The sequence below is a fragment of the Burkholderia plantarii genome, from assembly GCF_001411805.1.
In the GTDB taxonomy this organism is placed as follows: Bacteria; Pseudomonadota; Gammaproteobacteria; order Burkholderiales; family Burkholderiaceae; genus Burkholderia; species Burkholderia plantarii.
Map to the genome: position 1 here is coordinate 2,245,110 of NZ_CP007213.1, position 24,698 is coordinate 2,269,807.

Consider the following 24,698-nt stretch of genomic DNA (forward strand, 5'->3'; position numbering starts at 1 on the left):
CGCCTATCGGACCGGCGGGATCGATGGCGCGGGCCGTCGGTCGGGCGAGCTGGCAGACCGTCGGTATCACGACGATCTGATTGTGAAAACGCCGGGAAAACGCCGTGCGCAAGGCTTTCAGCTCGGTTTCATTCTGCTGTCCGAATCAATGCCGAACCATCCCCCGGACGAGCCGCACCGATCATCCCGAACGCGTTTCGTTCAAGTGTCCTAACTAGATGGCAAGCAATTGACCCATGCAAAGACGCGCAATAAAACCGGAATGATTCCACGCCACCGCCGCGTCTGGACGCGGCGGTGGCGCGGCGGCGTTCCGCTCAGGTGGACGTCACCGTCTTGCGCAGCATCAGCGCGATCAGGTACGGGCCGCCGATCAGCGTGGCGACGAGCCCCGAGGCGACCTCCTCCGGGAACACCAGCTGGCGGCCGAGCCACTCGGCGAACGCCATCAGCAAGGCGCCGATCACGGCCGCGACGAGGATCTGCGAGGCGGGCCGGCGCGCGCCGGAGAAGCGCGCGATATGCGGCGCGATCAGGCCGACGAACGACAGCGGCCCGACCAGCATCGTCGAGGCGGCCGTCAGCACCGAGGCGAGCAGCAGGATCGTCACGCGGGCGCGGGCGACCGGCACGCCGAGGCCGCCCGCCACGCCGGCGCCGAGCCCGAGCGCCTCGACCCAGCGGCTCAGCAGCGGCGCGCAGGCGAGGCCGAGCAGCGCGATCACGGTGGCGCCGTAGGCGATCGGCGCCTGGACGTAGTAGGTCGAGCCGACGATGAAATTCAGCACCAGCCCGACGCGCGAGTCGCCGCTCGACATCATCGCGCTGACGATCGCCTGCAGCAGCGCGCTGATCGCCACGCCGATCAGCAGCAGCCGCTCCGGCGCGAACGCGGCGCGCGAGCCGAGCCACATCAACAGCGCGAGCGTGACGATCACGCCGCCGAGGCAGCTTGCGAACAGCACGCCCGGGCTCGGCAGCACGCCGGCGAACAGCACCACCACGATGCCGAGCATGCCGCCCGAGCTGACGCCGAGCAGGTCCGGGCTTGCCATCGGGTTGGCGGTGACGCGCTGGATCAGCGTGCCGCCGATCGCGAGCAGCACGCCGGCCGCGGCGGCCGCGATGGTGTGCGGCGCGCGCCAGAACAGGATCGCGCGCATCTGCTCGAGATCGCCGATGCGCCAGCCGTCGAGCGTGCGCGTGACGCCGAAGCTGAGCCCGATCACCAGCACCAGCGCGACGAGCGCGACCGGCAGCCGGCGCGCGAGCCGCGCGGGCGGCGCGGCGGCGATGCCGGCCGCGTGCAGGTCGGGCTGCGCGCGCAGCTGCGGCAACAGCAGCAGCAGCAGCGGCACGCCGACCAGCGAGGTGACGGTGCCGGTCGGGATCAGGTGCGCCGAGAACAGTTCGGCCGACGAGGCCACGCGCACCAGCTCGTCGGTCAGCCACAGCAGCGCGGCGCCGAGGCACGGCGCCCAGATCAGCCGCTGGCCGAGCCGCCGCGCGCCGGCGAGCCGCGCGAGCGTGGGCGCGGCCAGCCCGACGAAACCGATCACGCCGACCGTGGAGACCACCGCGGCGGTCAGCACCACCGAGATCAGCAGCGCCACGGCGCGCGTGCGATGCAGGCCCACGCCAAGGCTGCGCACCGTCGCGTCGCCGGCGTCGAACACGCCGAGCGGACGCCGCAGCAGCACGGTGACGATCGCGCAGCCGAGCACCGCCAGCGCGAGCAGTCGGCTCTCGTGCCAGCCGGTCTGGTCGAGCGCGCCGCCGCCCCAGATCATCAGGCCGCGCAGCAGCTCGAAGTGCGCCATCGACAGCGCCAGGCAGATCGCCCCGCAGTAGAGGTTGACGATCATGCCCGACAGCACCACCGCGAGCGGCGCCATCTTCTGCCGTGCGGACAGCGCGAACACGATCAGTATCGCGACGGTGCCGCCCGCCAGCGCGATCGCGGGGCGGCCCAGCACGAGCCACGACGGCGCCCACAGATCGGCGAGGATCAGCGCGAGGTAGGCGCCGGGGAACACGCCGAGCGTCATCGGCTCGGCGAGCGGGTTGCGCAGCACCTGCTGCGCGAGCGTGCCGGCCAGCGCGAGCGCGCCGCCGCAAAGCAGCGTCATCGCGATGCGCGGCAGCATGCTGTCGCGCACCAGGATCTGGTGCAGGTCGCGCGGGTCGGGCGCGACGAGCGCCTGCCAGAACGGCGCGCCGTCGAGTTCGGTGCGGATGCCGACCACCGCCAGCAGCAGCGAGACGGCGAGCAGCGCGCCCACCAGCCACCAGCGGAACTCGCGCGGCGCAACAAGGCGCGGCAAGGTCATGGGATTACGCAACACCGCCTCCTCCCGCCTCGATCGTCGTCAGCGCCGCCTCGATCGCCTCGGCGAATCGTTGCATCGATACCAATCCTCCATAAGGCGCGATCACGGGCAGCTTCGCGACGCGCCGTTCGCGCACCGCCGGCAGCGCCTGCCAGATCGCATTGCCGTCGAGCCCGCGGCGCGCGGCCGGCTTGACCGGGCCAACCAGCAGCACGCTCGCCTCGGGCACCTCGGCGAGCCGCTGCAGCGGCACCAGCGTGTAGCCCGCCTGGGTCGGCCAGGTCGCGCCGCCGTCGCGCGGATGCGCGGCGTTGGCCGCGCCGAGCTTCGCGAGCATCTCGTCGAACAGGCTGCCGCGGCCGTAGACGCGCAAATGGCGGTCGTCGACCAGATCGGCCACGATCAGCGGATGGCGCAGCAGCGCCGGCCGGGCCGCGAGCCGCGCGCGCACCGCCTCGGTGGTGCGGGCCGCCTCGGCCACCAGCTGGTCCGCGCGCCCGGTGCGCCCGAGCCGCGCGCCGAGCGTCACCGTCTCGCCGCACAGATCGCGGTACGGCTGCGCGCTCGTCATGTACTGGCTCAGCGTGATGGTGGGCGCGATGCGCTGCAGCGTTCGCAGCGCCGGCAGGTGGCCCGGCGTGATCACCAGCAGGTCCGGCTTCAGCGCCAGCAGCACCTCGAAGTTCGGCTGGTACAGCAGGCCGATGTCGGCCACGCCCGGCGGCAGCGGCGGCTCGACGATCGAGCTGCGATACCAGTCGGGCAGCGAGACGCCGATCGGCACCACGCCGAGCGCGAGCAGCGTCTCGGTCAGTTCCCAGTTCATCGAGACGACGCGCGTGGGGATGGCGGCGGGCACGGCACCATCCGAAGCGGCGGCGGCCGGCGCCGCCGCGCGCAGCGGCGCGGACCAGGCCAGCGCGCCGAGCAGGCCGAGCGCGCCGCCCTGGGCGAGCCAGCGGCGGCGGCGAGGATCGAGGCGCCGCGCGGGGGGCGCGCGCCGGACGGAAAGCGGCCGGCTCATCGCGGGTAACCGATGCGGTGGCCGCCGACCGGATCGGTCATCACGCCCATCGGCACGCCGTAGATCGCCTCGAGGCTGTCCTCGCGCATGATCTCCTCGGGGCCGGCCTGCATCAGCACGCGCCCGCCGCGCAGCGAAACCAGCTGCGTGCAGAAGCGCGTCGCCATGTTCACGTCGTGCAGCACCACCACCGCCGTCATGCCGCGCGCGTCGCACAGCGTGCGGATCAGTTGCAGCACCTCGAGCTGATGGCCGATGTCGAGCGCCGAGGTGGGCTCGTCGAGCAGCACGCAGCGGCTGTTCTGCGCGATCAGCATCGCCAGCCAGACGCGCTGGCGCTCGCCGCCCGACAGGCTGTCCACCGGCCGCCCGGCGTAGTGCGCGACGTCGGTGGCGGCCATCGCGTCCTCGACGTGCGCGTGATCCTCGCGCGTGAAGCGGCCGAGCGCGCCGTGCCACGGGTAGCGGCCGAGCGCCACCAGCTCGCGCACCAGCAACCCGTCGGTCTGCGGCGTGTATTGCGGCAGGTGCGCCACCTGCTGCGCGAAGCGGCGATGCGGCCAGCTTTCGAGCGGCGCGCCGTCGAACGCGATGGTGCCGCGCGTGGGCGCGTGCAGGCGCGCCAGCAGGCGCATCAGCGAGGTCTTGCCGGAGCCGTTGTGGCCGATCAGGCCCACGACCTGCCCGGCCGGCACGTCGAGCGAAATGTCCTGCAGCAGGGTTTTGTCGCCGATCGCGAAATCGACGCCAGACAGGCGGTAGAGCGGCGTAGCGCCGGCGGGTGTGGTCACGGCTTCAATTCCATCGTCATCAGCATCGTCTTGCGGGAGCGGCGGGCCCGGCCCGCCGGGTTGGCATTATCCGACAGTTCAACCGCGCTGCGCGTCGTCGCGAACAATTTGCGCCGTCGCGGCGGCCCCGTCCGGGCGACGGCGCGCATCGAGTGGAGGGACGGATGCGGGACCGGCGAGCGCGCGCAGCCGACGCGCGAGGTCGTCGTGGACGGCCGGATGCAGCACGATCCCGCTATGCGTCGCGTCGGCTTCCACCACCGTCACGCCCGCGCTCGTATGGGGCCGCCAGTCGCGTTCGCGGCCCGCAACGACATCTCGCGCGGCATGCCAGAACGTGACCGGCACGTCGAGGCGCGGCAGCGCGTGTTCGAGCCGCAGCCGGTAATGCAGCGCGTCGATCTCGGCCGCGCGCGCGAACAGCGGCCGCAGCAGCGCGCCGTCCGGCTGCGCGTCGAGCCAGCCCGGCAGCGCATCGAGCGCGCCGGCCGTGCCGGCATCGGCGTCCTGCGCCCCGTCGTGCCCGGGGTCATGCGCGTCGGCGGTGCGGATCGCCGTGTCGAGCAGCCCGACGAAATCGACCGCGTGACCGAGCGCGCGCAGCCGCGCCGCCACCGTGAACGCGATCCGGCCGCCGAACGACCAGCCGAGCAGCCGGTACGGGCCGCTTGGCTGCGCATCGAGCACGCTGCGCGTGCAGGCGTCGGCGAGCGCGTCGAACGAGTCGGGCCAGTCGGCCGGCGTCGAGGCCGGGAACGCGAAGCCGGGCGCGCGCAGCGCGATCACCGACGCGACGCCCTGCAGCGCGGCCGCGAGGAACCGGTATTCGCCGGTCAGGCCGAAACCGGGATAGCAGCAGAACAGCGTGACGGGCGCGTGCGCCGCGTTGAGCGGCTGGCGCAGCGGGTCGGGCGACGGCGCGAGCCGCGCCTCGGTGTAGAAGCGCTCGCGCCAGACCGCGAATGCGGCGTCAGCCGCCGTGTTCGTGCTCGATCCGGTGCCCGGCACGGCTGCCGGCATGGCATCGACCGGCAGCCCGCCGAACCCGCGCGGCGCCGCGGCCGGCGCCGCCTCGTCCATGGACGCGCTGCGTGCCGCCGCGTCGGCGAGCGAGCGCACCTGCGCGTCGAACGCGGCGATCAGGCGGTCGAGCCGCGCCTCGTCCACGGAACGGTCGGCCGCGCTCCAGTCCACCTTGAGGCGGCCGTCGGCGATCAGGCCGTTCAGGTCGAGCCAGTGGCGCGGCCCGTTCGCGGCGCGGCCGGGCATGCCGTCGCCGCTGTCCTCGGCGGCGAAGCCGAAGCGTCCCGCGCCGAGCCGCTCGTCGAAGCGGCCCAGGTAGTTGAAGCCGACCGTGGTGGCCGGCAGCGCGGCCAGCGCCGCGCGCGACGAGGCCAGGCCCGCGTAGCGCAGCAGGTTGTAGTGCAACCCGTCGGCCGGCAGTTCGGCGCGGGCCGCGGCGATCGCGCGCCGCGTCGCGTCAGGTGCCTCGCGCGCCTCGATGCGCAGCGGGTACTGCGTCGTGAACCAGCCCACCGTGCGGCTCAGGTCGACGCCGGGCACGCGCTCGCCGCGGCCATGGCCTTCGAGCTCGACGATCACCGGCACCTCGGGCAGCACCCGCGCGCAGGCATGCGCGAGCGCCGCGAGCAGCACGTCGTCGATGCGCCAGCCGGCATCGGTCAGGCGCTTCGTGGCGGCGGCGTCGAGCGCCCAGGCGCGATGCCGCTGGCCGCCCTCGGCGCGCGGCGCCGCGTCGTGCGCGGTGCCGAGGCGCGCCTGCCACCACGCCAGCTCGCTCAGCAGTTCGGGCTGCGTGGCGTAGGCCGCGAGCCGGCGCGACCAGTCGGCCCAGCCCGTCACCGGGCGCGGCAGCGCGGGCGGTGCATCGACCGACGCGGCCGGCGCGGCGCGCGCCGCGTCGTAGGCGCTCAGCAGATCGTCGAGCAGGATCCGCCACGACACGCCGTCCATCACGACGTGATGCGCCACGATCAGCAGTCGCGCGCCGTCGGGCGTCGCCACGGCCGCCGCGCGGATCAGCGGCCCGGCGGCCAGATCGAGGCCGCCGTGCAGGCGGTCGGCGTGGCGCGCCAGCGCGGCGCGCCAGTCGCCGGCATCGGCCTCGGCTTCACGCAGGTCGATCGAGTCGAACGCGGCATCGACCAGCGCGGCCGACGGCGGCACGAACGTCTGGGTCCAGGCCCCGCCGGCCGGATCGCGGGCGAAGCGCGCGCGCAGCGCGTCGTGGGTGGCGAGCAGCACCGCGAACGCCGCGCGCAGCGCGGGGACGTCGAGCGGCTCGGCGCTCGTCAGCAGCACCGACTGGTTCCAGCGCGACGGCGCATCGGGGAACCGTTCGAAGAACCACTGCTGCATCGGCACGAGCGGCGCGTCGAGCGGGCCGTCCGCCGGGTTGCCCGCGTCGCCCGCCGCGCCCTCGCCCGCCGCCGCGTCGGCGCGCTGCGCGACGCGCGCGAGCGCGCGCACGCTCGGATGCTCGAACACCTGCCGCGCGCTGACGATCCAGCCGGCCGCGCGCGCCTGCGCGATCACCCGCAGGCTCGAGATCGAATCGCCGCCGAGCGCGAAGAACGCATCGGTCACGCCGAAATCGGCGCGCCCCAGCACGGTCTGCCAGATCGCCAGCAGCGTGGTTTCGAGCGGGCCGTCGGGCGGCACCGCGCCGGTCTCGACGGCGGCGTCGGGCTCGGGCAGCGCGCGACGGTCGAGCTTGCCGTTCGGCAGCGTGGGCAGCGCCGCCAGCGCGACGCAGACCGACGGCACGTGCGAGGCCGGCAAGGTGGCCGCGAGCGCCTCGCGCACCGCCTCGGGCGTGGCCGCGCCGGTGAAGTAGGCCACCAGCCGCTTGCGTTCGCCCTCGCCGCGCAGTTCGACCACGCCCTCGCGCACGCCGGCCGCGCGCCGCAGCGCCGCCTCGATCTCGCCGAGTTCGATGCGATGGCCGCGCAGCTTGATCTGCTGGTCGAGCCGGCCGAGAAAGTCGATGGTGCCGTCCGGGCGCGCGCGGCACAGGTCGCCGCTGCGGTAGACGCGCGAACCGGGCGCGCCGGTCGGATCGGGCACGAAGCGCTCGGCGGTCAGCTCGGGGCGGCCGAGATAGCCATGGGCCAGCGTCGCGCCGCCGATGCAGAGTTCGCCGAGCGCGCCGTCGGGCGCGCGGTTGCCGTCGAGGTCGGCCACGTAGGCGTGCCGCGACGGGTAGCAGCGGCCGATCGCGACGATCGCGCTGGCCGCGTCGGCCGGTCCCACCGGATGATGCAGCGCGGCCACGGTGGTCTCGGTCGGCCCGTAGAGGTTGTCGATCGCGACGTGCGCGAGCGGCCCGTCGAGCCATTTCGCGAGCGCGTCGCCGGGCAGCCCCTCGCCGCCCACCGTGATCTGCCGCAGCGCCAGCGCCTCGGGTGCCGGCAGCGCGATGCGCCACTGCTGCCACAGCGCGGTGGGAATCCGCGCGAACGTCACGCGCTCGTCGGTCAGCGTGCGGTTCAGCGTGTCGAGTTCCCAGGCGCGCGGGCCGCGCATCACCACGCGAGCGCCCGCGATCAGCGCGGGCAGCAGCTCGTGCAGCGCCACGTCGAAATTGATGGTGGACGATTGCAGCACGACGTCGGTCTCGGCGATGCGGTGGTCGTGCAGGAAATCGTCGAGGTGCAGCGCGAGCGCGCCGTGCGAGATCGCCACGCCCTTCGGCGTGCCGGTCGAGCCCGAGGTGTAGATCACGTAGGCCAGCGCCTCGGGATGCAGTGGCACGGCCGGGCCTTCGGCGTCGCCGGGCCAGCCCGCGTCGGCCTCGCCGCGCAGCCACCACGCATCGATCGCGCGCAGCGGCGCGAGCAGGTCGGGCCACAGCGCGCGCGTGTCGTCGTCGACGATCACGCGCGTCACGCCGGCGTCGGCGATCATCGCGCGCAGCCGCGCTTCCGGGTACTCGGGATCGAGCGGCACGAACGCGCCGCCCGCGTGCCAGACGCCGAGCAGCGCGGCCGGCAGCGCGAGCGAGCGGTTCAGCAGCAGGCCGACGCGCTCGCCCGGCACGAGGCCGTCGTCGCGCAGCGCCGCGCCGATCCGCGCGGCCCAGCCGTCGAGCTGGGCATAGCCGAGTTCGGCGCCCTCGCAGCGCAGCGCGACGCGGGTCGGGCAGCGCGCCGCGCGCTCGGCGACGCGCCGGTGCGCGGGCTGGAACGGCGCGCGCGCGATCTCGGCGCGCGCCGCGTGATGCCGGCGCGGCACGGCAAGATCGGCCACGCGTCGCGTCGGGTCGGCCGCGATCTGCGCGAGCAGCGCCGTGTAGTCGTCGAGGAAACGCGCCACGCTGGCCTCGACGAAGCGGTCGCGCGCATAGGTCAACGCGAGCTCGACGCCGCCGCCCGCGCCGCGGTCGCGCCCGTTCAACGCGAAATCGAAGCGCGCGGTCGCGGCCATGTCGCCGACCGGCTCGGCCAGCAGTCCGTCGGGCAGCGTCAGCGGCTGGCGCGGCTGGTCGACGGCCAGGTCGAACATCACCTGGAACAGCGGTGAGCTGTCGAGATCGCGCTCCACCGCGAGCGCATCGACGAGCCGCGCGAGCGGCACGTCGCGATGCGCCTGCGCGTCGAGCACGCGCGCATGCAGCGCGCGCAGCAGCGCGTCGAAACGCTGCGCGCCGTCGAGATCGGCGCGCACGATCAGCGTATTGACGAAGAAGCCGACCAGCGCCTCGGTCTCGCGGCGCTCGCGGCCGGCCGACGGCACACCGATCACCACCGTGCGCTGCGCCGCGTAACGGCCGAGCAGCACGCCATAGGCCGCCAGCAGCAGCGTGAACGGCGTGGTGCCGTGCTCGCGCGCGATCGCGCGCAGCTGCCCGGCGAGCGGGGCGTCGAGCGTGCGGCGCACCGTGCCGCCGTCGTGCGAGCGCTGCTGGCGCGGCGGCAGATCGCGCGGCAGCGTGATCGCGCCGGGCGCGCCGTCGAGCGTGGCGCGCCAGTGCGCCAGCTGCGCGTCGAGTTCGCCGGCGGCCAGCCATTCGCGGCGCCACATCGCCACGTCGGCGAACTGCAGCGGCAGCGGCGCCGGCGTGTCGCCGCGATAAAACGCGAGCAGGTCGCGCAACAGCAGCTCCATCGACCACGCGTCGGCGACGATGTGATGGACCACGATCTGCAGCACGTGCTCGCCCGGCGCCACCTCGAACACGCCGACGCGAATCGGCAGGCCGCCGATCAGGTCGAACGGCGCGCAGGCGAACGCGCGCAGCGCCGCCGCGAGCGCGGCGGGATCGGAGCCGACTCGACGGGGGGTGACATCGGCCTCGGCCAAAACCGAAACCGGCACCGGGATCTGCATCGGCACGCCGTCGCCGGCCTCGAAGCGCAGCCGCAGCGATTCATGGCGCGCCAGCAGCGCGCCGAGCGCGCGCCGCAGCGCCGCGGCGTCGAACGGACCGGTCAGGCGCAGCGTCTGCGCGAGGTGATAGCCGGCGTGGTTCGGATCGAGGCACCAGAGAAACCACAGCCGCTCCTGCGCCGGCAGCAGCGGAAAGCGCGCCGGGCGCGGCGCGAGTGGCACGGCCGGCAGCGCCGAGGTGTCGATGCCCTGGCTGCGCGCGCGGGCGCGAAACAGCGCGCGCTTGTCCTCGGGCAGCGCCGCGTATTGCGTCGCGAGCCGCAGCGCGTCGGGGCGCGCGGTAGGTGTGTTGTCCGTCACGTTGTTCGTTTCCAGTCTGTCGTTGCGTCGGCCCCCGCGCGCGCGGCGCGGGCCGGGCGCCGGCGGTCTCCCGCGCGGCGCCCGCACGGGCGCGGGTTACAGCGAGTCCAGCAGGCCCTGCATCGCGTCGAGCGAACCGCCTCCCCCCTCGCCGCCGCTCTCGCCGGCCCCGGCCTCGCCGTCGAGCCGCGCGGCCAGATCGGCCGCGCGCGGCTGCGAGAACAGCAGCGCCAGCTCGACCTTGCGGCCGAGCCGTTCGCCGAGCCGCGCGGCCACCCGCACCGCGGCCAGCGAATGGCCGCCAAGCACGAAGAAGTCGTCGTCGCGGCCGGCCCGCGCGATGCCGAGCACCTCGGCCCAGGTCTCGCAGACCTGTACCTCGGTCGGCGTTCGCGGCGCGACGTAGTGCTCGTCGTCATGCGCGGCGACCTCGGGCAGCGCGTTGCGGTTGAGCTTGCCGTTCGAGGTCAGCGGCAGCGCGTCGAGCCGCACTACCTGCGCGGGCACCTGCTGCATCGGCAGCTGCTCGGCGAGCCGCGCGCGCAGGCCGGCCGGATCGGCCTCGCCCGTCACGTAGGCCACCAGCCGCCGCGCGCTGCCGTCGCCGACGATCCGGCAAGCCGCGTCGCGGACGCCGTCGAGCGCGCGCAGCGCCGCCTCGGTCGCGCCGAGTTCGATCCGGAAGCCGCGCAGCTTGACCTGCTGATCCGCGCGGCCCAGGTATTCGAGCCGGCCGTCGCGGCGCACGCGGCACAGGTCGCCGGTGCGATAGAGCCGCGCGCCCGGCGCGCCGTGCGGATCGGGAATGAAGCGCTCGGCGGTCTGCCCGGCACGGCCCAGATAGCCGCGCGCGAGGTTCGCGCCGCCGATGCAAAGCTCGCCGACGCCGTTGTCGGGCACCGGCTGGCCGCTTTCGTCCAGCACCTGCAGCGTGGTGTGTTCGAGCGGCGCGCCGAGCGTGATGCGCGCGCCGGCGTCGAGCCGCGCGGCGCTCGACCAGATCGTCGTCTCGGTCGGACCGTAGAGGTTCCAGAGCGCGACGCCGCGCGCCTGCAGCGCGTCGGCCAGGTCGGGTGGCAGCGCCTCGCCGCCGCACAGCGCCGTGAAGCGCCCGCGCCGGCCCTGCCAGCCGCCGTCGAGCAGCACGCGCCAGCCCATCGGCGTGGCCTGCATCAGCGTCGCGCCGGACGACTCGGCCAGCGCGGCCAGCCTGGTGCCGTCCACCACCGTCTCGCGCGTGGCCAGTTCGATCGTCGCGCCGGCCGCGAGCGGCAGGTACAGCTCCAGCGCGGCGATGTCGAACGACAGCGTGGTGACGGCGAGCCAGACGTCGTCGGGGGTCGGCGCGAGCCGCGCGCGCAGGCTCTCGAGAAAGCGCGCGAGCGCGCCATGCGTGACGCCGACGCCCTTCGGCCGCCCGGTCGAGCCCGAGGTATAGATCACGTAGGCGAGCTGGGCCGGATCGACGGCGGGCAGATCGGCGTCGCTCGCCGGATCGGCGGCATCGGCGGCGTCCGGCGCGGCGGTGTCGTCCGGATCGATGAGGCGATGCGCGTCGCCGAGCGCGCCGAACGCACCCAGCGCACCGAGGCGCTCGCGCCCGGCCGCGTCGGCCAGCGTGCAGGCCAGCCCGGCGTCCTCGATCATGCCGCCCAGATGCGCGTCCGGATAGGCCGGATCGAGCGGCACGTAGGCGGCGCCCGCCTTCAGCGCCGCCAGCACGGCCACCAGCATCGCGCCGGAACGCGCGGTGCAGACGCCCACCCGCGCCTCGGCGCCGATCCCGCTCGCCAGCAGCTGCCGCGCCACGCGCGTGGCGCGCGCGTCGAGTTCGCGATAGCTGTGCAGGACGCCGTCGCAGCGCACCGCGATGGCGTCGGGCGTGCGGCGCGCCTGCGCCGCGATCCGCTCGTGGATGGCGACGAACGGCGGGTTGCCGAACGCGCCGCGGCTCGCCACGGCGCGCGCCTCGAGCTTGAAATCGCGCAGGCGCGGCGCCGGGCGCGCATCGGGCGCTTCGCCCGCTTCGGGCAAAGTACCGGCCAAAGCACCGGCCGACTTATCGACCGAGGCGCCGGCCGCCGCGCCGCCGACGATCTGCGCGAGCAGCGCGCGATAGTCGTCGAGCAGGCGCACCACCGTGTCGCGATCGAACAGGTCGGTCGCATAGCCGAACGACAGCCCGATCCGCTCGCCCACCGAGACGCCGAGCGTCAGGTCGAACTGCGCGGCGGTGCGCGCGGCGCCGAACGGGCTCAGCCGCAGCGCCTCGCCGATCCGCCGCTCGCTCGCGCCCTGCCGCACGTCGTAGTTGAACATCGCCTGGAACAGCGGCGTGTGGCTCGCCACGCGCACCGGCTGCAGCGCGTCGACCAGACGCGCGAACGGCACGTCCTGGTTCGCCTGCGCGTCGAGCACGCGCTGCCGGACCTGCGCGAGCAGCGCATCGAACGGCAGCGCGCCGGACAGCTCCGCGCGGATCACGGCGGTGTTGACGAAGAAGCCGATCAGCGGCTCGATCTCGATGCGCTCGCGCCCGCCGAGCGGGATGCCGATCCGCACGTCGCGCTGGCCGCCGTAGCGATGCAGCAGCGCATGGAACGCGGCCAGCAGCGTCATGAACAACGTCGCGTCGTGGCGGCGCGCGTAGGTCTGCAGCGCGTCGGCCAGCGCGCGGTCCAGCTCCATGCCGACCTGCCCGCCCTGGCCGTCGCGCACCGCCGGCCGCGGCCGGTCGGCGGGCAGTTCGAGCACGGGCTGCTCGTCGCCGAGCGTGTCGCGCCAGTAATCGAGCTGCGCGTCGAGCGCGGCGGCGTCGAGCGAGGCGTGCTGCCAGAGCGCGTAATCGACGTACTGGACCGGCAGCGCCGGCGCATAGGCCCGCGCGTCGCCGGCCAGTGCCGCCTCGTAGGCGGCGGCCAGCTCGTCGATCAGCAGGTTCATCGACCAGCCGTCGGCGGCGACGTGATGCAGCGTGAGCTGGAACAGATGGGCGTCGGCGCCGACCCGGGCCAGCCGCGCGCGCAGCAGCGGGCCTCGCAGCAGGTCGAACGGCCGGGCCCCGCACTCGCGCAGCCACGCGAGGCAGGCCGCGTCGTCGGCCGAAGCGAACGCGGCCTCGTCCCAGCCGGCGCGCAAGGTTTCGTCGACCACCAGCCACGGCGCGCCGTCGCGTTCGTCGAAGCGCGAATGCAGCATCTGGTGGCGCGCCACCACGGCGTCGAGCGCCGCATGCAGCCGCGACGCGTCGAGCGCGCCGTCGATGCGCACCGCCAGCGACAGGTGATAGGCCGGGTTGTCGGGCGCGAGGCGCCAGAGGAACCAGAGGCGCGTCTGGCCATGCGTCGGCGGCGCCTCGCGGAGGCCGCTGGCGCGCACCGGCGGCAGCACGCGCGCGCCGGGCGCGGCGCCGGCTTCGAGCCAGGCGGCCAGCGCGGCCAGCTCCGGATGATCGAACAGCGCGCGCAGCGGCACCTCGCGGCCGAGCGCGCGTTGCAGGCGCGCGGCCACTTGCAGCGCCAGCAGCGAATGACCGCCGAGCGCGAAGAAATCGTCGCGCGCGCCGATCCGCTCGATGCCGAGCACGGCCTGCCAGATTTCGGCGACGGTCGCCTCGAGCGGCGTGGCCGGCGCCACGTAGCCGGTCGCGCTGTCGGCATCGAGCGCCGGCAGCGCGCGGCGGTCGAGCTTGCCGTTGGGCAGCGTCGGCAGCGCGTCGAGCACGCCGATCGCGGCCGGCACCAGGTAGGCCGGCAGGCGTTCGGCCAGCGCGGCGCGCAGCGCGGCGGCGTCGGGCGCCGCACCGGCCTCGCCGGCCGCGCCGATCCTGCCGACCACGTAGGCCACCACGCGCCGCGCGTCGCCGTCGCCCTGCGCCACCACCACCGCATCGGCCACCTCCGGCCGCGCCAGCAGCGCGGCCTCGATCTCGCCGGGCTCGATCCGGAAGCCGCGCACCTTGACCTGCTCGTCGAGACGCCCGAGGTAGGCCACGCTGCCGTCCGGCAGCCAGCGGCAGCGGTCGCCGGTGCGATAGAGCCGCGCGCCGGGCGCGCCGAGCGGATCGGGCACGAAGCGCTCGGCGCTCAGCTCCGGCCGGCCCGCGTAAGCGCGCGCGAGCGTGGTCCCGCCGATGCAGAGCTCGCCGACGCCGTGCGCCGGCACCGGCAGGCCGTCGCGATCGAGAATCCGGTAGACGCGCGAGGCCGAGGGCCGCCCGATCGGCGCGGCGAGGCAGCCCGCCTGCGCGGGCTCGACGCGTTGCACCGACGAGGTCACGGCGATCTCGGTCGGCCCGTAGGTGTTGAACAGCGGCACCTCGCGCAGCGGCGAATCGAACCACTGCGCGACCGCCGTGCCCGGCAGCGCCTCGCCGCCGATCAGCATGCGCCGCAGCACGAAGCCGGGCCGCGGGCGGGCCTGGCGCACCCATTGTTTCCAGTAGCCGGTGGGCAGATAGGCGAACGTCACGGCGCGCCCGGCCAGCACGCGGTCGAACTCGTCGGCGCTCCACAGCGTGGCGCCGCGCATTTCGAGCGAGGCGCCGAGCGTGAGCGGCGCGAAGATCTGCTCGACCGACGCGTCGAAGTTGACGGTCGAGAACTGCAGCACGTGATCGTCGGCGCGCAGGCCGTGATCGGCGATGAAATCGTCGAGATGGCGGCTCAGCGCGCCGTGCGTGAGCGCGACGCCCTTCGGCCGGCCGGTCGAGCCGGACGTATAGATCAGGTAGGCGAGCTGCTCGGGATGCGGCTCGGCCGAGGCGCCGCAAGCGGCCTCGGTGGCGGCATCGCCCGCTTCGATCACCTCGGCGGCGTCCAACGCGACACGCCCCTCGGCGGCGATCCAGTCGGCATGGTCGGCCGCCGTCGCGGCATCGGTCAGCACGATCGCGATACGCGCGTCGCCGCACATGTCGCGCAGGCGCTCGCGCGGATAGGCGGGATCGAGCGGCACGTAGGCGCCGCCCGCCTTCAGCACGCCGAACAGCGCGGCGATCAGGGCCGGCGAACGTTCCATGCAGACGCCCACCGGCGCGCCGGCGCGCACGCCCGCGTCGGCGAGACGCCGCGCGATGCGGTTCGCGGCGCGATCGAGCGCGGTGTAGCCGAGCGAGGCGTCGCCGCAGCGCAGCGCGAGCGCGTCGCCATGCTCGCGCACGGCCGCTTCGAAGCGCGCCGCCACCGGGCGATACGGATGCGGCTCGGCCACGGCCGCCCCCGCCACGCCCGCCGGGCCGCTTGCGCGCAGCGCGGCCAGCGTGGTCGCTTCAGGCCGCGCGAGCTGCGCGAGCATCGCCTCGTAGGCGGCGGCCAGCGCGTCGAGCGTCGCCTCGTCCAGACGCGACGCGTCCCAGCTCCATTCCAGGCCGATCCGCTCGCCGGGCAACACGCCGAGCGTGAGCGGATAGTGCGTGCGTTCGAACGACACCGACGCCTCGACGGTCAGCCCGAGCGAGCCGTCCTTCAGCGCCGGATCGATCGGGTAGTTCTCGAACACCAGCAGCGAATCGAACAACGTGCCGACCTGCGCGCCGGCCCATTGCTGGATCGAGGTCAGCGGCGTGTGCTCCACCTGCCGCAACTCGACGTTGCGGTGCTGCAAGGCCAGCAGCCAGTCCTGCAACGGCGCGTCGGCCGGCACGTCGACCCACAGCGGCAGGCTGTTGATGAATACGCCCTGGATCGCGCCGGCGCCGGCCAGATCGGACGGACGGCCCGACACGGTCACGCCGAACGCGGCCTGGCGGCGATCGCCGTGGCGCGCGAGCACGAGCGCCCAGGCGGCCTGGATCAGCGTGTTGAGCGTGACGCCGCGGCGCCGCGCCGTGTCGGCCAGCGCGGCCGACAGCGCGGCGCCGAGCGGCGCGGCGCGGTGGCGGAACGTGTCGCCGCCGCGTTCGGCCTGCACGGCGGCTGCCGCCGGCGACGGCACGGCATCGAGCAGCAGCGCCGGCTGATCGACGCGCGCGAGCTGCGCGCGCCACCAGTCGCCGGTATCGGGCTGCGCGGCGAGCCAGTCGGTGTAGCGCGAGAACGGCACGACCGGATCGAGCACGGCCTCGCCGCCCGCGCGCGCGGCCACGTAGGCGCGCGTCAGCTCGCCGAGCAGCTGCGACTGGCTCCAGCCGTCGGACAGCGCGTGATGGTTGAACCAGGCCAGATCGTGCGCGCCGTCGGGACGGCGGAACAGCGCGACATGCATCAGCGACGCGGCGTCGAGGTCGATGCGCTTGGGCGCCGCCTCGTCGAACCAGCTCGCGAACGCCGTCTCGTAATCGTCGCGCTCGCGCCAGTCGTGGACCTCGAACGGCAGCGGCACCGCCGCATGCACGGCCTGCAGCATGGTGCCGCCGTGCGCGCGCACGAAGCGCGTGCGCAGCACCGGATGACGCGCGATCACGGTCTGCCAGGCGCGGCGCATCGCGTCGATGTCCACCTCGCCGCGCAGCGTCAGCCGCTTGCGGTTCAGGTAGGCGCCGCGTTCGAGCAGGCTGTGGAACAGCAGGCCCTGTTGCAGCGGCGTGGCCGGATAGAGCTCGTCGAGCGCGACCGCGGCCAGGCCGAGCGCGTCGAAATCGGCCTCGCTGATCGCGGCGCGCGGGAAATCGGCGGCGGTCGCGCGCGGCGCGGCCTGCTCGCAATGCGCGACGAAGCGCGCGACCTCGCGGTCGAACGCGGCGACCAGCGCATGCTGGCGCTCGGGCGAGACCCGCGCCGGATCGAAGCGCCACGCGAACGACAGCCGCCCGTCGACGATCATGCCGTTGATGTCGACCGCATAGGCGAGCGCCTCGTCGGCCGGCTGTTGGGCGCCCGATGGCTCGGTCGCGAAGCCGAACGGGCCGTCGTCGGCGAGGCTGCCGTCGAACTGGCCGAGATAGTTGAAGCTGACGCGCGGCACGGGCAGCGCGGCCAGCGCCGCGTGCGCGGCCGCATCGCCGTAGGCCTGCAGCCAGCCCCACGACGCGCCGCCGTCGGGCAGCGCGCGCAGCCGCGCCTTGGCGTCGATCAGCGCGGCCGCGTCGTCGGCCGGCGCCGGCAGCCAGGCCGGATAGCGCGTGGTGAACCAGCCGACCGTGCGGCTCGGATCGAGATCGTGGCGATCGTGGATATCACGGCCGTGGCCTTCGAGCGCGATCAGCGCGCCGTCGCCGCCGAACGTCGCGGCCATCGCACGCGCGAGCGCGGCGAGCAGCAGCTCGTCGATGCCGAGCCGGTAGGCGCGCGGCGCGGCGCGGCGCAGCGCGTCGGTCGCCTCGCGTTCGAGCTTCCAGTCCACCACGTCGCTGGTCGCGGCGCTGCTGGCCGGCGCGTCGAGCGGCACCACCGCGCCGGCCAGCGCGGCCTGCCACGCGGGCAAGGCCGCCGCGAGCCGGGCCGGGGTGGCCGCGTCGCGTTGCGCGGCGGCCCAGACGCTCCACGGCAGCGCCGCGTCGAGCACGATCGCGCGGCCCTCGGTGGCCGCCGCGTAGGCGGCCGCGAGATCGGCGAGCAGGATCCGCCACGACACGCCGTCCACGGCAAGGTGATGGATCACGAGCAGCAGCCGGCCGTCGGGCGAGCCGTCGGCCAGATCGGGCGTGCGCCACGCCACGGCGTGGACCAGCCGGCCCGAGGCCGGATCGAGCGCGCGCTGGGCGCGCTCGGCGGCATCCTCGAGCGCGGCGGGCCAGCGCCCGCCGGCCTCGCGCAGATCGATCGACGCCACGGCAACCGCCGGCGCCTCGGCCAGCACGCGCTGCCGCCACGCGCCATCGGCCGGATCGCGCTCGAAGCGCAGCCGCAACGCATCGTGGCGCGCGATCACGGCGCCAAGCGCGCGTTCGAACGCGGCGCCGTCGAGCCGGCCGCGCACGCGCAGCAGTACGGACTGGTTCCAGTGCGGCTGGCCTTCCGGATAGCGTGAATGGAACCACGCCTGGATCGGCGTGAGCGGCAGCGGATCGCGCAGCTCGGCGGCGGCCTCGGCCGTCTCCAGCGGGCGCATCACGGCCGCGAGCCGCGCCACGGTGGGCTGCTCGAACACCTGGCGCGGCGTCAGCAGCCAGCCTTGCGCGCGCGCCCTGGCGATCAGTTGCAGGCTCAGGATCGAATCGCCGCCCGCCGAGAAGAAGTCGTCGTCGATGCCGAGATCGTCGCGGTTCAGCACCGCGCCCCACCACGCCAGCAGCGCGCGTTCGGCGTCGTTGCGCGGCGCGGCGCGCGGGCCGTCGGCCGCGGCGACCTCGACGGCCGGCAGCGCCGCGCGATCGACCTTGCCGTTCTGCATCAACGGCATGCGCTCGAGCACCGCGAGCGCGGCCGGCACCATGTGCGCCGGCAGCTGCCGGGCGAGCGAGCGCTGCAGTTCGGCGCCGTCGAGCGTCGTGCCGGCGGCGCCCACCACGTAGCCGACCAGCCGCGCCACGCCGCGCTCGCTGGCGAGCACCACCACCGCCTCGGCCACGCCGGGCTGGCGCCGCAGCGCGGCCTCGATCTCGCCCGGCTCGATGCGGAAGCCGCGCAGCTTGATCTGCTGGTCGAGGCGGCCGAGGAAGTCGATCGCGCCGTCGGCGCGGCGCCGGCACAGGTCGCCGGTGCGGTAGAGGCGCGAGCCGGGTGCGCCGAGCGGATCGGGCACGAAGCGCTCGGCCGTCTGCGCGGCGCGGTCCAGATAGCCGCGCGCGAGCGTGTGGCCGCCGATGCAGAGTTCGCCGAGCGCGCCGACCGGCGCCTCGTTGCCGTCGCGGTCGAGCACGCGCGCGGTGCGCGACGCGTAGGGCACGCCGATCGAGACGATCGACTGCGCGGCATCCTCGGGCGTGGTCGCGCGATACATGCAGGCCACCGTGGTTTCGGTCGGCCCGTACAGGTTCGCGAGGCCGATCCGGCCGAGCGGGCCGCGCTGCCATTGCGCGAGCGCGTCGCCGGGCAGCCCCTCGCCGCCCACCGTGATCTGCCGCAGCGCGGCCAGCGCTTGCGGCGGCGGCGGCGTGCGCAGCCACTGCTGCCAGTAGGCGGTCGGCAGCCGCGAGAACGTCACGCGCGCGTCGATCAGGTGGCGGCTGGTGGTGTCGATGTCCCACGGCTCGGCGCCGCGCATCTCGATCCGGCCGCCCTGCAGCAGCGCCGGCAGCATCTCGTGCAGCGCCACGTCGAAGTTGATCGTCGACGATTGCAGCTGCGTGTCGTCGGCGCCGATGCCGTGCGCGGTGATGAAGTCGTCCAGATGCGCGGCGAACGCGCCGTGCGAGATCGCGACGCCCTTCGGGCGGCCCGTCGAGCCCGACGTGTAGATCACGTAGGCGAGTTGGTCAGGATGCGGTTCGTGTACGAACGTGGCGATAGCGTTCGCATCGCCCTCGCCCTCGCCCTCGCCTTCCAGCGCGTCGACGTCGATCGCGGCGCGCCCGGCGAACAGCCCGCCGCATTGCCGCCGCGCCGCCGCGTCGGTCAGCACGACCTTGACGCCGGCGTCGTCCATCATCATCGCGAGCCGCTCGGCCGGATAGGCCGGATCGAGCGGCACGAACGCGCCCGGCGAACGCAGCGTGCCGAGCAGCGCGGCCACCATGCCGAGCGAGCGCGTCATGCAGATGCCGACGCGCTCGTCGTGGCGCACGCCCGCCGCGGCGAGCGCCCGCGCCACGCGTTCGGCGTGGCGGTCGAGCTGCGCGTAGGTGGCGTGCTGCCCTTCGCAATGCGCGGCGAGCGAGGCGGCGTGGCGCGCGGCACTCGCCGCGAAGCGCGCCGGCACCGAGCGGTATGGCTTGACGGGCGCCGGCGCCGGCCCGGGCGCGGCGGCCGCGAGCGCGGCCAGCGGGCGCTGCGGCGCGCCCAGCGCCGCGTCGAGCAGCGCCACGAAGTGATCGAGCATCGCGCCCATGGTGGCCGCGTCGAACAGGTCCTCGGCATAGGTGAACGCCACCTCGAAACCGTTCGCGCGCTCGCGGGCGTCGAGCACGAGATCGAAGCGCGCCGTCTGCATGTCGATCTCGTGATTCGAGACGTCGAGCCCCGGCAGCCGGATCGTGTCGTCGTCGTTGCCGAGATAGTTGAACATCGCCTGGAACAGCGGCGTGTTGCCGAAGCTGCGCTGCGGCTGCAGGGCGTCGACCAGCTTCGTGAACGGCAGGTCCGCGTGCGCATGGGCCTCGAGCACGCGTTCGCGCACCTGCGCGAGCAGCGCCTCGAAAGTCGGCACGGCGTCCAGTTCGCTGCGGATCACCAGCGTGTTGACGAAGAAGCCGATGGTGCGCGCCACCTCGGGCCGGTCGCGGCCGGCCGCCGGCACGCCGACGCGGATGTCGCGCTGGCCGCTGTAGCGCGCGAGCAGCAGGTCGTAGGCGGCCAGCAGCGTCATGAACGGCGTGGCGTCGGCGGCGTTCGACACGCGCAGCAGCGCGGCGTGCAGCGCCGGCGGCAGCACGCGCACCACGCGCCCGCCCGCGCCGCTGCGCATGCCGGTGCGAGTGCGCGTCTTCGGCAGTTCGAGCACCGGATGATCGGTGCCGAGCCGGTTGCGCCAGTAGTCGAGCTGGCGCGCCAGCGCGCCGTCGTCGAGCCATTCGCGCTGCCATAGCGCGTAGTCGCCGTATTGCACGCCGGCCGGTGCCGACGCGGCACGCGCGCCGGTCGCCGGTGCCTCGGCGTCCTCGCCGAGGCAGGCCGCGTAGGCGGCGCCGAGTTCGTTGACGAGCACGCCGACCGACAGCCCGTCCGACACGATGTGATGCAGCGCGACGTGCAGCACGTGATCGTCGGGCGCGAGCGCGATCAGCGCGACGCGCAGCAGCGGCCCGTGCTCCAGATCGAACGGCGCGGCCGAGCGTTCGGCCAGCAGCGCGTCGAGCGCGCCATCTTCCGCGGCGTCGAGCGCGAGCGTCTGCCAGCCGTAATCGCGCGGCCCGGCGCTCTGGTACGGCACGCCGTCGACTTCGTCGAAGCGCTGCCGCAGGCTTTCGTGCGCATCGACCACGCGATCGAGCGCGGCGCGCAGCGCCGGCGCATCGAGCCGGCCGCGCAGGCGCATCGCGCCCGTCACGTTGTAGGCGGCGCTGGCGGGATCGAGGCGCCACAGGAACCACAGCCGCTCCTGCGCATGCGAGAGCGGGAAACGCCGCTCGGCGCCGGGAAACGGCACGATCGGCAGGCGCGCGGCGTCGATGCCGCGCTCGCGCAGACGGCCGCGAAACACGGCGCGCTTTTCCGGCGGGAGGGCGACATAGGCCGTCGAAATCGACAGCAGATCGTTCGACACTTCGCTCACGGGTTCACTCTTCGAGGTTCGGTTTCGGAACGGCAAGCGGCCGCCCGGCAGTCCTGCCGGCGGCCGGGCCGAGGTGCGCCGCGCCCGGGCGGGGCACGGCGCCGGCTCGCGTCACGGCGTCAGCGCGTCATCGCCACCAGCACGCGGCGCTTGCCCGCGAACGGCGCGCGGCCGTGCGACATCAGCAGGTTGTCGAGCAGCAGCAGGTCGGCCGCCTGCCACGGGAACGACAGCATCGTGTCGCGATAGACGGCGCGGATCTCGTCGAGCATCGCGTCGTCGATCGGCGTGCCGTCGCCGAAATACGTGTTGCGCGGCAGGCGGTCCGGCTCGACGACTTCGAGCATCGCCTCGCGCACGCCTTCCGGCAGGTTGGTGACATGGAACAGGTGGGCCTGGTTGAACCAGACCGTCTCGCCCGTCTGCGGATGGCGCAGCTCCGACTGGCAGACCTGGCGCGTGCGCAGCGCCTCGCCGTCGTCGAGCCATTCCCAGGCGATCCGGTTCGCGGCGCAGTAGCGCTCGACCTCGGCGCGGTCCTCGGTGCCGAACACCTGCTCCCACGGCAGATCGAGGCCGTTGCCGTAGTTGCGCACGTACATCACGCCATGCTCGGCGAAACGCCGGCGCAGCGCCGGGTCGATGCGCGCGTACACGAGCCGGCTGTCGGCCACCGGCGTCGCGCCGCCCTCGTCGGCCGCGATCTCGCAGTAGAAGCCGATCGAGCCCGGCCACTTGAGCGTGTACGACTGCTCGTTGTGCTGGTCGATCCACTGGTTCGCCGGATAGTCGGTCGACGAGAACACGCCGTTGTCGACGCGGCTGCGCGGCGTCGAGCCGAATTCGTAATCGCGGATCGGCTCGCCGAAGCGCGCCGTGAAGCGCTCGAAGCCGGCCGGGCCGGCCGGCGCGAAGCCGCGCAGCAGCACGCCGCCGTGGCGCGTCTTCTCGCGCGCGACCAGCGCGGCGAGTTCGTCGGCCAGCGCGGCGTCGAGCGTCGGCGCGGGGGCCGCGCCCGCCGCCGGGCTCACCACCAGCACGCGCGTGCCGTTCTGTTCGAGTTCGCGGGTATCGAGCGCCACCGCCGCGTGCGCCGTCGTCATTGCATCCATCCTGCCTCCGTCGGCAACGCGGCCGGTGCCGGCCCGGCGAGCGCGCGCGCCAGCGACGAGGCCACGCGCGCCAGTACCGGTTCGGGTCCGGTGTCGAGATAGAAGTGGCCGCCGGCGAACGCGTGGAACGCGCATTCGCCGCGGGTGGTGTCGCGCCACGGCGCGAGCTTTTCCGCGTCCGCGGTGGCCGGATCGTCGCTGCCGGTGAACACCGTCAGCGGGCAATCGAGCGGCGCGCGCCGGGGTTCGGCCGGGAATACCGAGGGATAGGTGCCGCACAGATGGAAATCCGCGCGGAGCGTGGGCATCAGCAGCTCGATGAAATCGTGGTCGTTCAGCAGCGCCTCGGGCGTGCCGCCGAGCGCACGCAGCTTGTCGACCATTTGCCGGTGCGTGCAGCCGAGCCAGTGCGTCTCGCTGGCGCGCCGCGACGGCGCGACCGATGCCGACGCGCCGAACCAGACCGGCGCCGCCTCGCCGCGCGCGCGCAGCGCATGGAGCAGCTCATGGGCAACCAGCGAGCCCATGCTGTGGCCGAACACGGCGAACGGCAGCGACGGGTCGCGCCGCGCACGCCAGTCGGTGCAGAGCGACTCGATCAGCGACGGCCAGTCGGTATGGGGCGGCAGCGCGCGGCGCAGGCCGTGCCCCGGCAGGTCGAGCGCGATCACGGCGACACCGCGCGGCAGCGCCTGCTGCCAGCGCCGGTACAGCGAAGCCGCGCCGCCCGCATGCGCGAAACAGAACAGTTGCACGGGCGGCAGCGCCGCCGGTGCGCGATCGCTCGCCGACATCGATCAGTTCGCCGAGCGCTTGGCTTCCTGCTCCGCCATGGCCTTGCGCAGGCTCAGCGGACGCATGTCGGTCCAGACCTCCTTGATCCACTCGAGGCAGGCCTCTTTCGTGCCCGACTTGCCGGCGGCCGTCCAGCCCGGCGGAAGCTCGCGGAACTCCGGCCAGATCGAATACTGTTCCTCGTGATTGACCACCACCCGATACGTCGTGTTTTCGTCGCCCCAGCTCATCGATTGCTCCGTTCGACCGGCTTGCCGGCCAGTGAAAGTTGAATAAACGAATCTCATTTACACACAACGGTGTGACGTGGCCCTGTACGTCTTGCGGAGCGAACCGGTCGTCGCATCGACCCGGCGTCGATGCAGGCCCGGCGCACGGCGTGCCGCCCCGCGAATGAGAATCATTGGCATTTGGTGCGTACTCTGACGGGCGCGCCCTGTGTTGTCAAGTCACTTCACAACGCGGCGAGCCGGTTTCCGTCTGGGCGACTGGCGAACGACGGCGTGGGCAGCGGAATTGCTTTCATCCGGCCTTCATTCACGCAGTCATCATGCGTGGAGGGTACCGTGAGCGCTCCGCCATGCTGAAGTCCAGCGCATGACACGTCGATCTTCCGCCGCTTACATTCTGCAAATGAGAACCATTTGCATTAGTTGGAGAACTATCGGAATATAGCGGCACTTCAAATCACAATGAGAGAGCCCGATCGATCATGCATGCCGAGATCCGAACGCATGCCGCCGTGCGATCGTCCGCCCCCGGCGTCGTGCCTGGCCGCCGCCCGCCGGAGCCGATCGCATGAGGGCCGGTACCCGGCCCCCCGGCCCGCGAGTCGCGCCGCCGCTTCCCGATTCCCTGCCCGAACGCTCGATCCACCTCGCGCCCGACGTGACGTTCAGCGCGCACGCGCTCGCCGAGCAGCCGCCCTACTGCGCGCAGCCGCTGCGTGACGGCGAACTGCGGCTGTGGCTGCTGCGGCCCGAGTGGCAACTGCTGTCGAAGGAGGACGCGTTCGCGCGGCTCTCGCGCTACGAGCGCAAGCGCGCCAAGTGCTTTCCGCAGCCCGCCATCGGCAAGCGCTTCGCGGTGGGGCGCGCGGTGCTGCGCGGCATTCTCGGCGGCATCGTGGGCACCCGGCCCGAAGCGCTCGAACTCGTCGATCACGAAAGCGGCCGCATCACGCTGGCCGAGCCGTGGGCGGACGGCGCGCTCGACGTCGCGATCGCCTACGCCGGCATCTGGATCCTGATCGGCGTGAGCGCGCAGCCGATCGGGCTCGCCACCGCGTTCTCGGTAGGCGATGCCGTGGACCACGACGAGCAGCAGCGCGTGCGGCTCACGAGCGTGGCGAGCGCCGCGCGCGCGCCGGCCGGCGACGCGCTCGCCGTGCCCGATGTCCCGGCCGGCGGCGATGCGTCCGCCACGGTTCAGGTCGAAGCCGGCCCGGCCCCGCATGCGCACCGCGTGCATACGCACGACGCCGGCAGCTGGCGCGTGATCGACCTGCCGATGCCGGGCCGTCAGTGCATGGCCGCGGTGGCCGCGCGCGAGATTCGCGAGGTGCGGGCGAGCGGCTGGAACAGTTCGGTCAAGCTGCCGCTGCCGGCCGACGACGCGCCGCGCGGACGGCGCGCGACGAGCCCGGCGGTCGGCATCCGGCGCGCCGTGGCACGCGACTGACATCCGT

9 protein-coding genes are annotated in these 24,698 nt (G+C 74.0%); 1 reads left to right on the forward strand and 8 read right to left on the reverse strand.

All coding sequences use genetic code 11. The features are described from left to right. Window positions 1-317: 317 nt before the first annotated feature. From fhuB to bpln_RS26560, 8 genes are all read right to left on the reverse strand, one after another. A complete protein-coding gene (gene fhuB / locus bpln_RS26525) occupies window positions 318-2,342 on the reverse strand; it encodes a Fe(3+)-hydroxamate ABC transporter permease FhuB (RefSeq protein ID WP_244131946.1) in 2,025 nt (674 codons plus the stop codon). Then, window positions 2,335-3,354, reverse strand: coding sequence for an ABC transporter substrate-binding protein (locus bpln_RS26530; RefSeq protein WP_055140488.1), 1,020 nt, complete (start codon window positions 3,352-3,354; stop codon window positions 2,335-2,337). Before bpln_RS26530 ends, fhuB begins: the two co-directional genes overlap by 8 nt. Continuing rightward, complete coding sequence (locus bpln_RS26535; protein WP_042628147.1) at window positions 3,351-4,145, reverse strand: ABC transporter ATP-binding protein; 795 nt, start codon at window positions 4,143-4,145, stop codon at window positions 3,351-3,353. Before bpln_RS26535 ends, bpln_RS26530 begins: the two co-directional genes overlap by 4 nt. Window positions 4,146-4,223: 78 nt before the next feature. Continuing rightward, window positions 4,224-9,854: a non-ribosomal peptide synthetase gene (locus bpln_RS26540; RefSeq protein WP_055140489.1), complete on the reverse strand. Its 5,631-nt coding sequence runs from the start codon at window positions 9,852-9,854 to the stop codon at window positions 4,224-4,226. Window positions 9,855-9,950: 96 nt separating this feature from the next. After that, window positions 9,951-21,104 carry a non-ribosomal peptide synthetase gene (locus bpln_RS26545; RefSeq protein ID WP_055140490.1) on the reverse strand — a complete coding sequence of 3,718 codons (11,154 nt, stop codon included), beginning with the start codon at window positions 21,102-21,104 and terminating at the stop codon, window positions 9,951-9,953. Window positions 21,105-21,223: 119 nt separating this feature from the next. After that, window positions 21,224-22,216: a TauD/TfdA family dioxygenase gene (locus tag bpln_RS26550; RefSeq protein WP_080937432.1), complete on the reverse strand. Its 993-nt coding sequence runs from the start codon at window positions 22,214-22,216 to the stop codon at window positions 21,224-21,226. Further along, window positions 22,204-23,010 (reverse strand): thioesterase II family protein, encoded by an 807-nt coding sequence (locus bpln_RS26555; protein WP_042628150.1) that lies wholly within the window; start codon window positions 23,008-23,010, stop codon window positions 22,204-22,206. Before bpln_RS26555 ends, bpln_RS26550 begins: the two co-directional genes overlap by 13 nt. A 3-nt stretch (window positions 23,011-23,013) precedes the next feature. Next, window positions 23,014-23,241 (reverse strand): MbtH family protein, encoded by a 228-nt coding sequence (locus bpln_RS26560; RefSeq protein WP_042628151.1) that lies wholly within the window; start codon window positions 23,239-23,241, stop codon window positions 23,014-23,016. Between the two features lie 568 nt (window positions 23,242-23,809). Here bpln_RS26560 and bpln_RS26565 point away from each other — a divergent pair. After that, window positions 23,810-24,691, forward strand: a complete 882-nt coding sequence (locus bpln_RS26565) for a hypothetical protein (protein WP_042628152.1) — start codon at window positions 23,810-23,812, stop codon at window positions 24,689-24,691. Window positions 24,692-24,698 lie beyond the last annotated feature (7 nt).

Excerpts from the sequence above, each read along its gene's own strand:
- bpln_RS26555 (WP_042628150.1), bottom strand. The coding sequence starts at position 23,010 with ATGTCGGCGAGCGATCGCGCACCGGCGGCGCTGCCGCCCGTGCAACTG.
- bpln_RS26565 (WP_042628152.1), top strand. The coding sequence starts at position 23,810 with ATGAGGGCCGGTACCCGGCCCCCCGGCCCGCGAGTCGCGCCGCCGCTT.
- bpln_RS26560 (WP_042628151.1), bottom strand. The coding sequence starts at position 23,241 with ATGAGCTGGGGCGACGAAAACACGACGTATCGGGTGGTGGTCAATCAC.
- bpln_RS26530 (WP_055140488.1), bottom strand. The coding sequence starts at position 3,354 with ATGAGCCGGCCGCTTTCCGTCCGGCGCGCGCCCCCCGCGCGGCGCCTC.
- bpln_RS26550 (WP_080937432.1), bottom strand. The coding sequence starts at position 22,216 with ATGGATGCAATGACGACGGCGCACGCGGCGGTGGCGCTCGATACCCGC.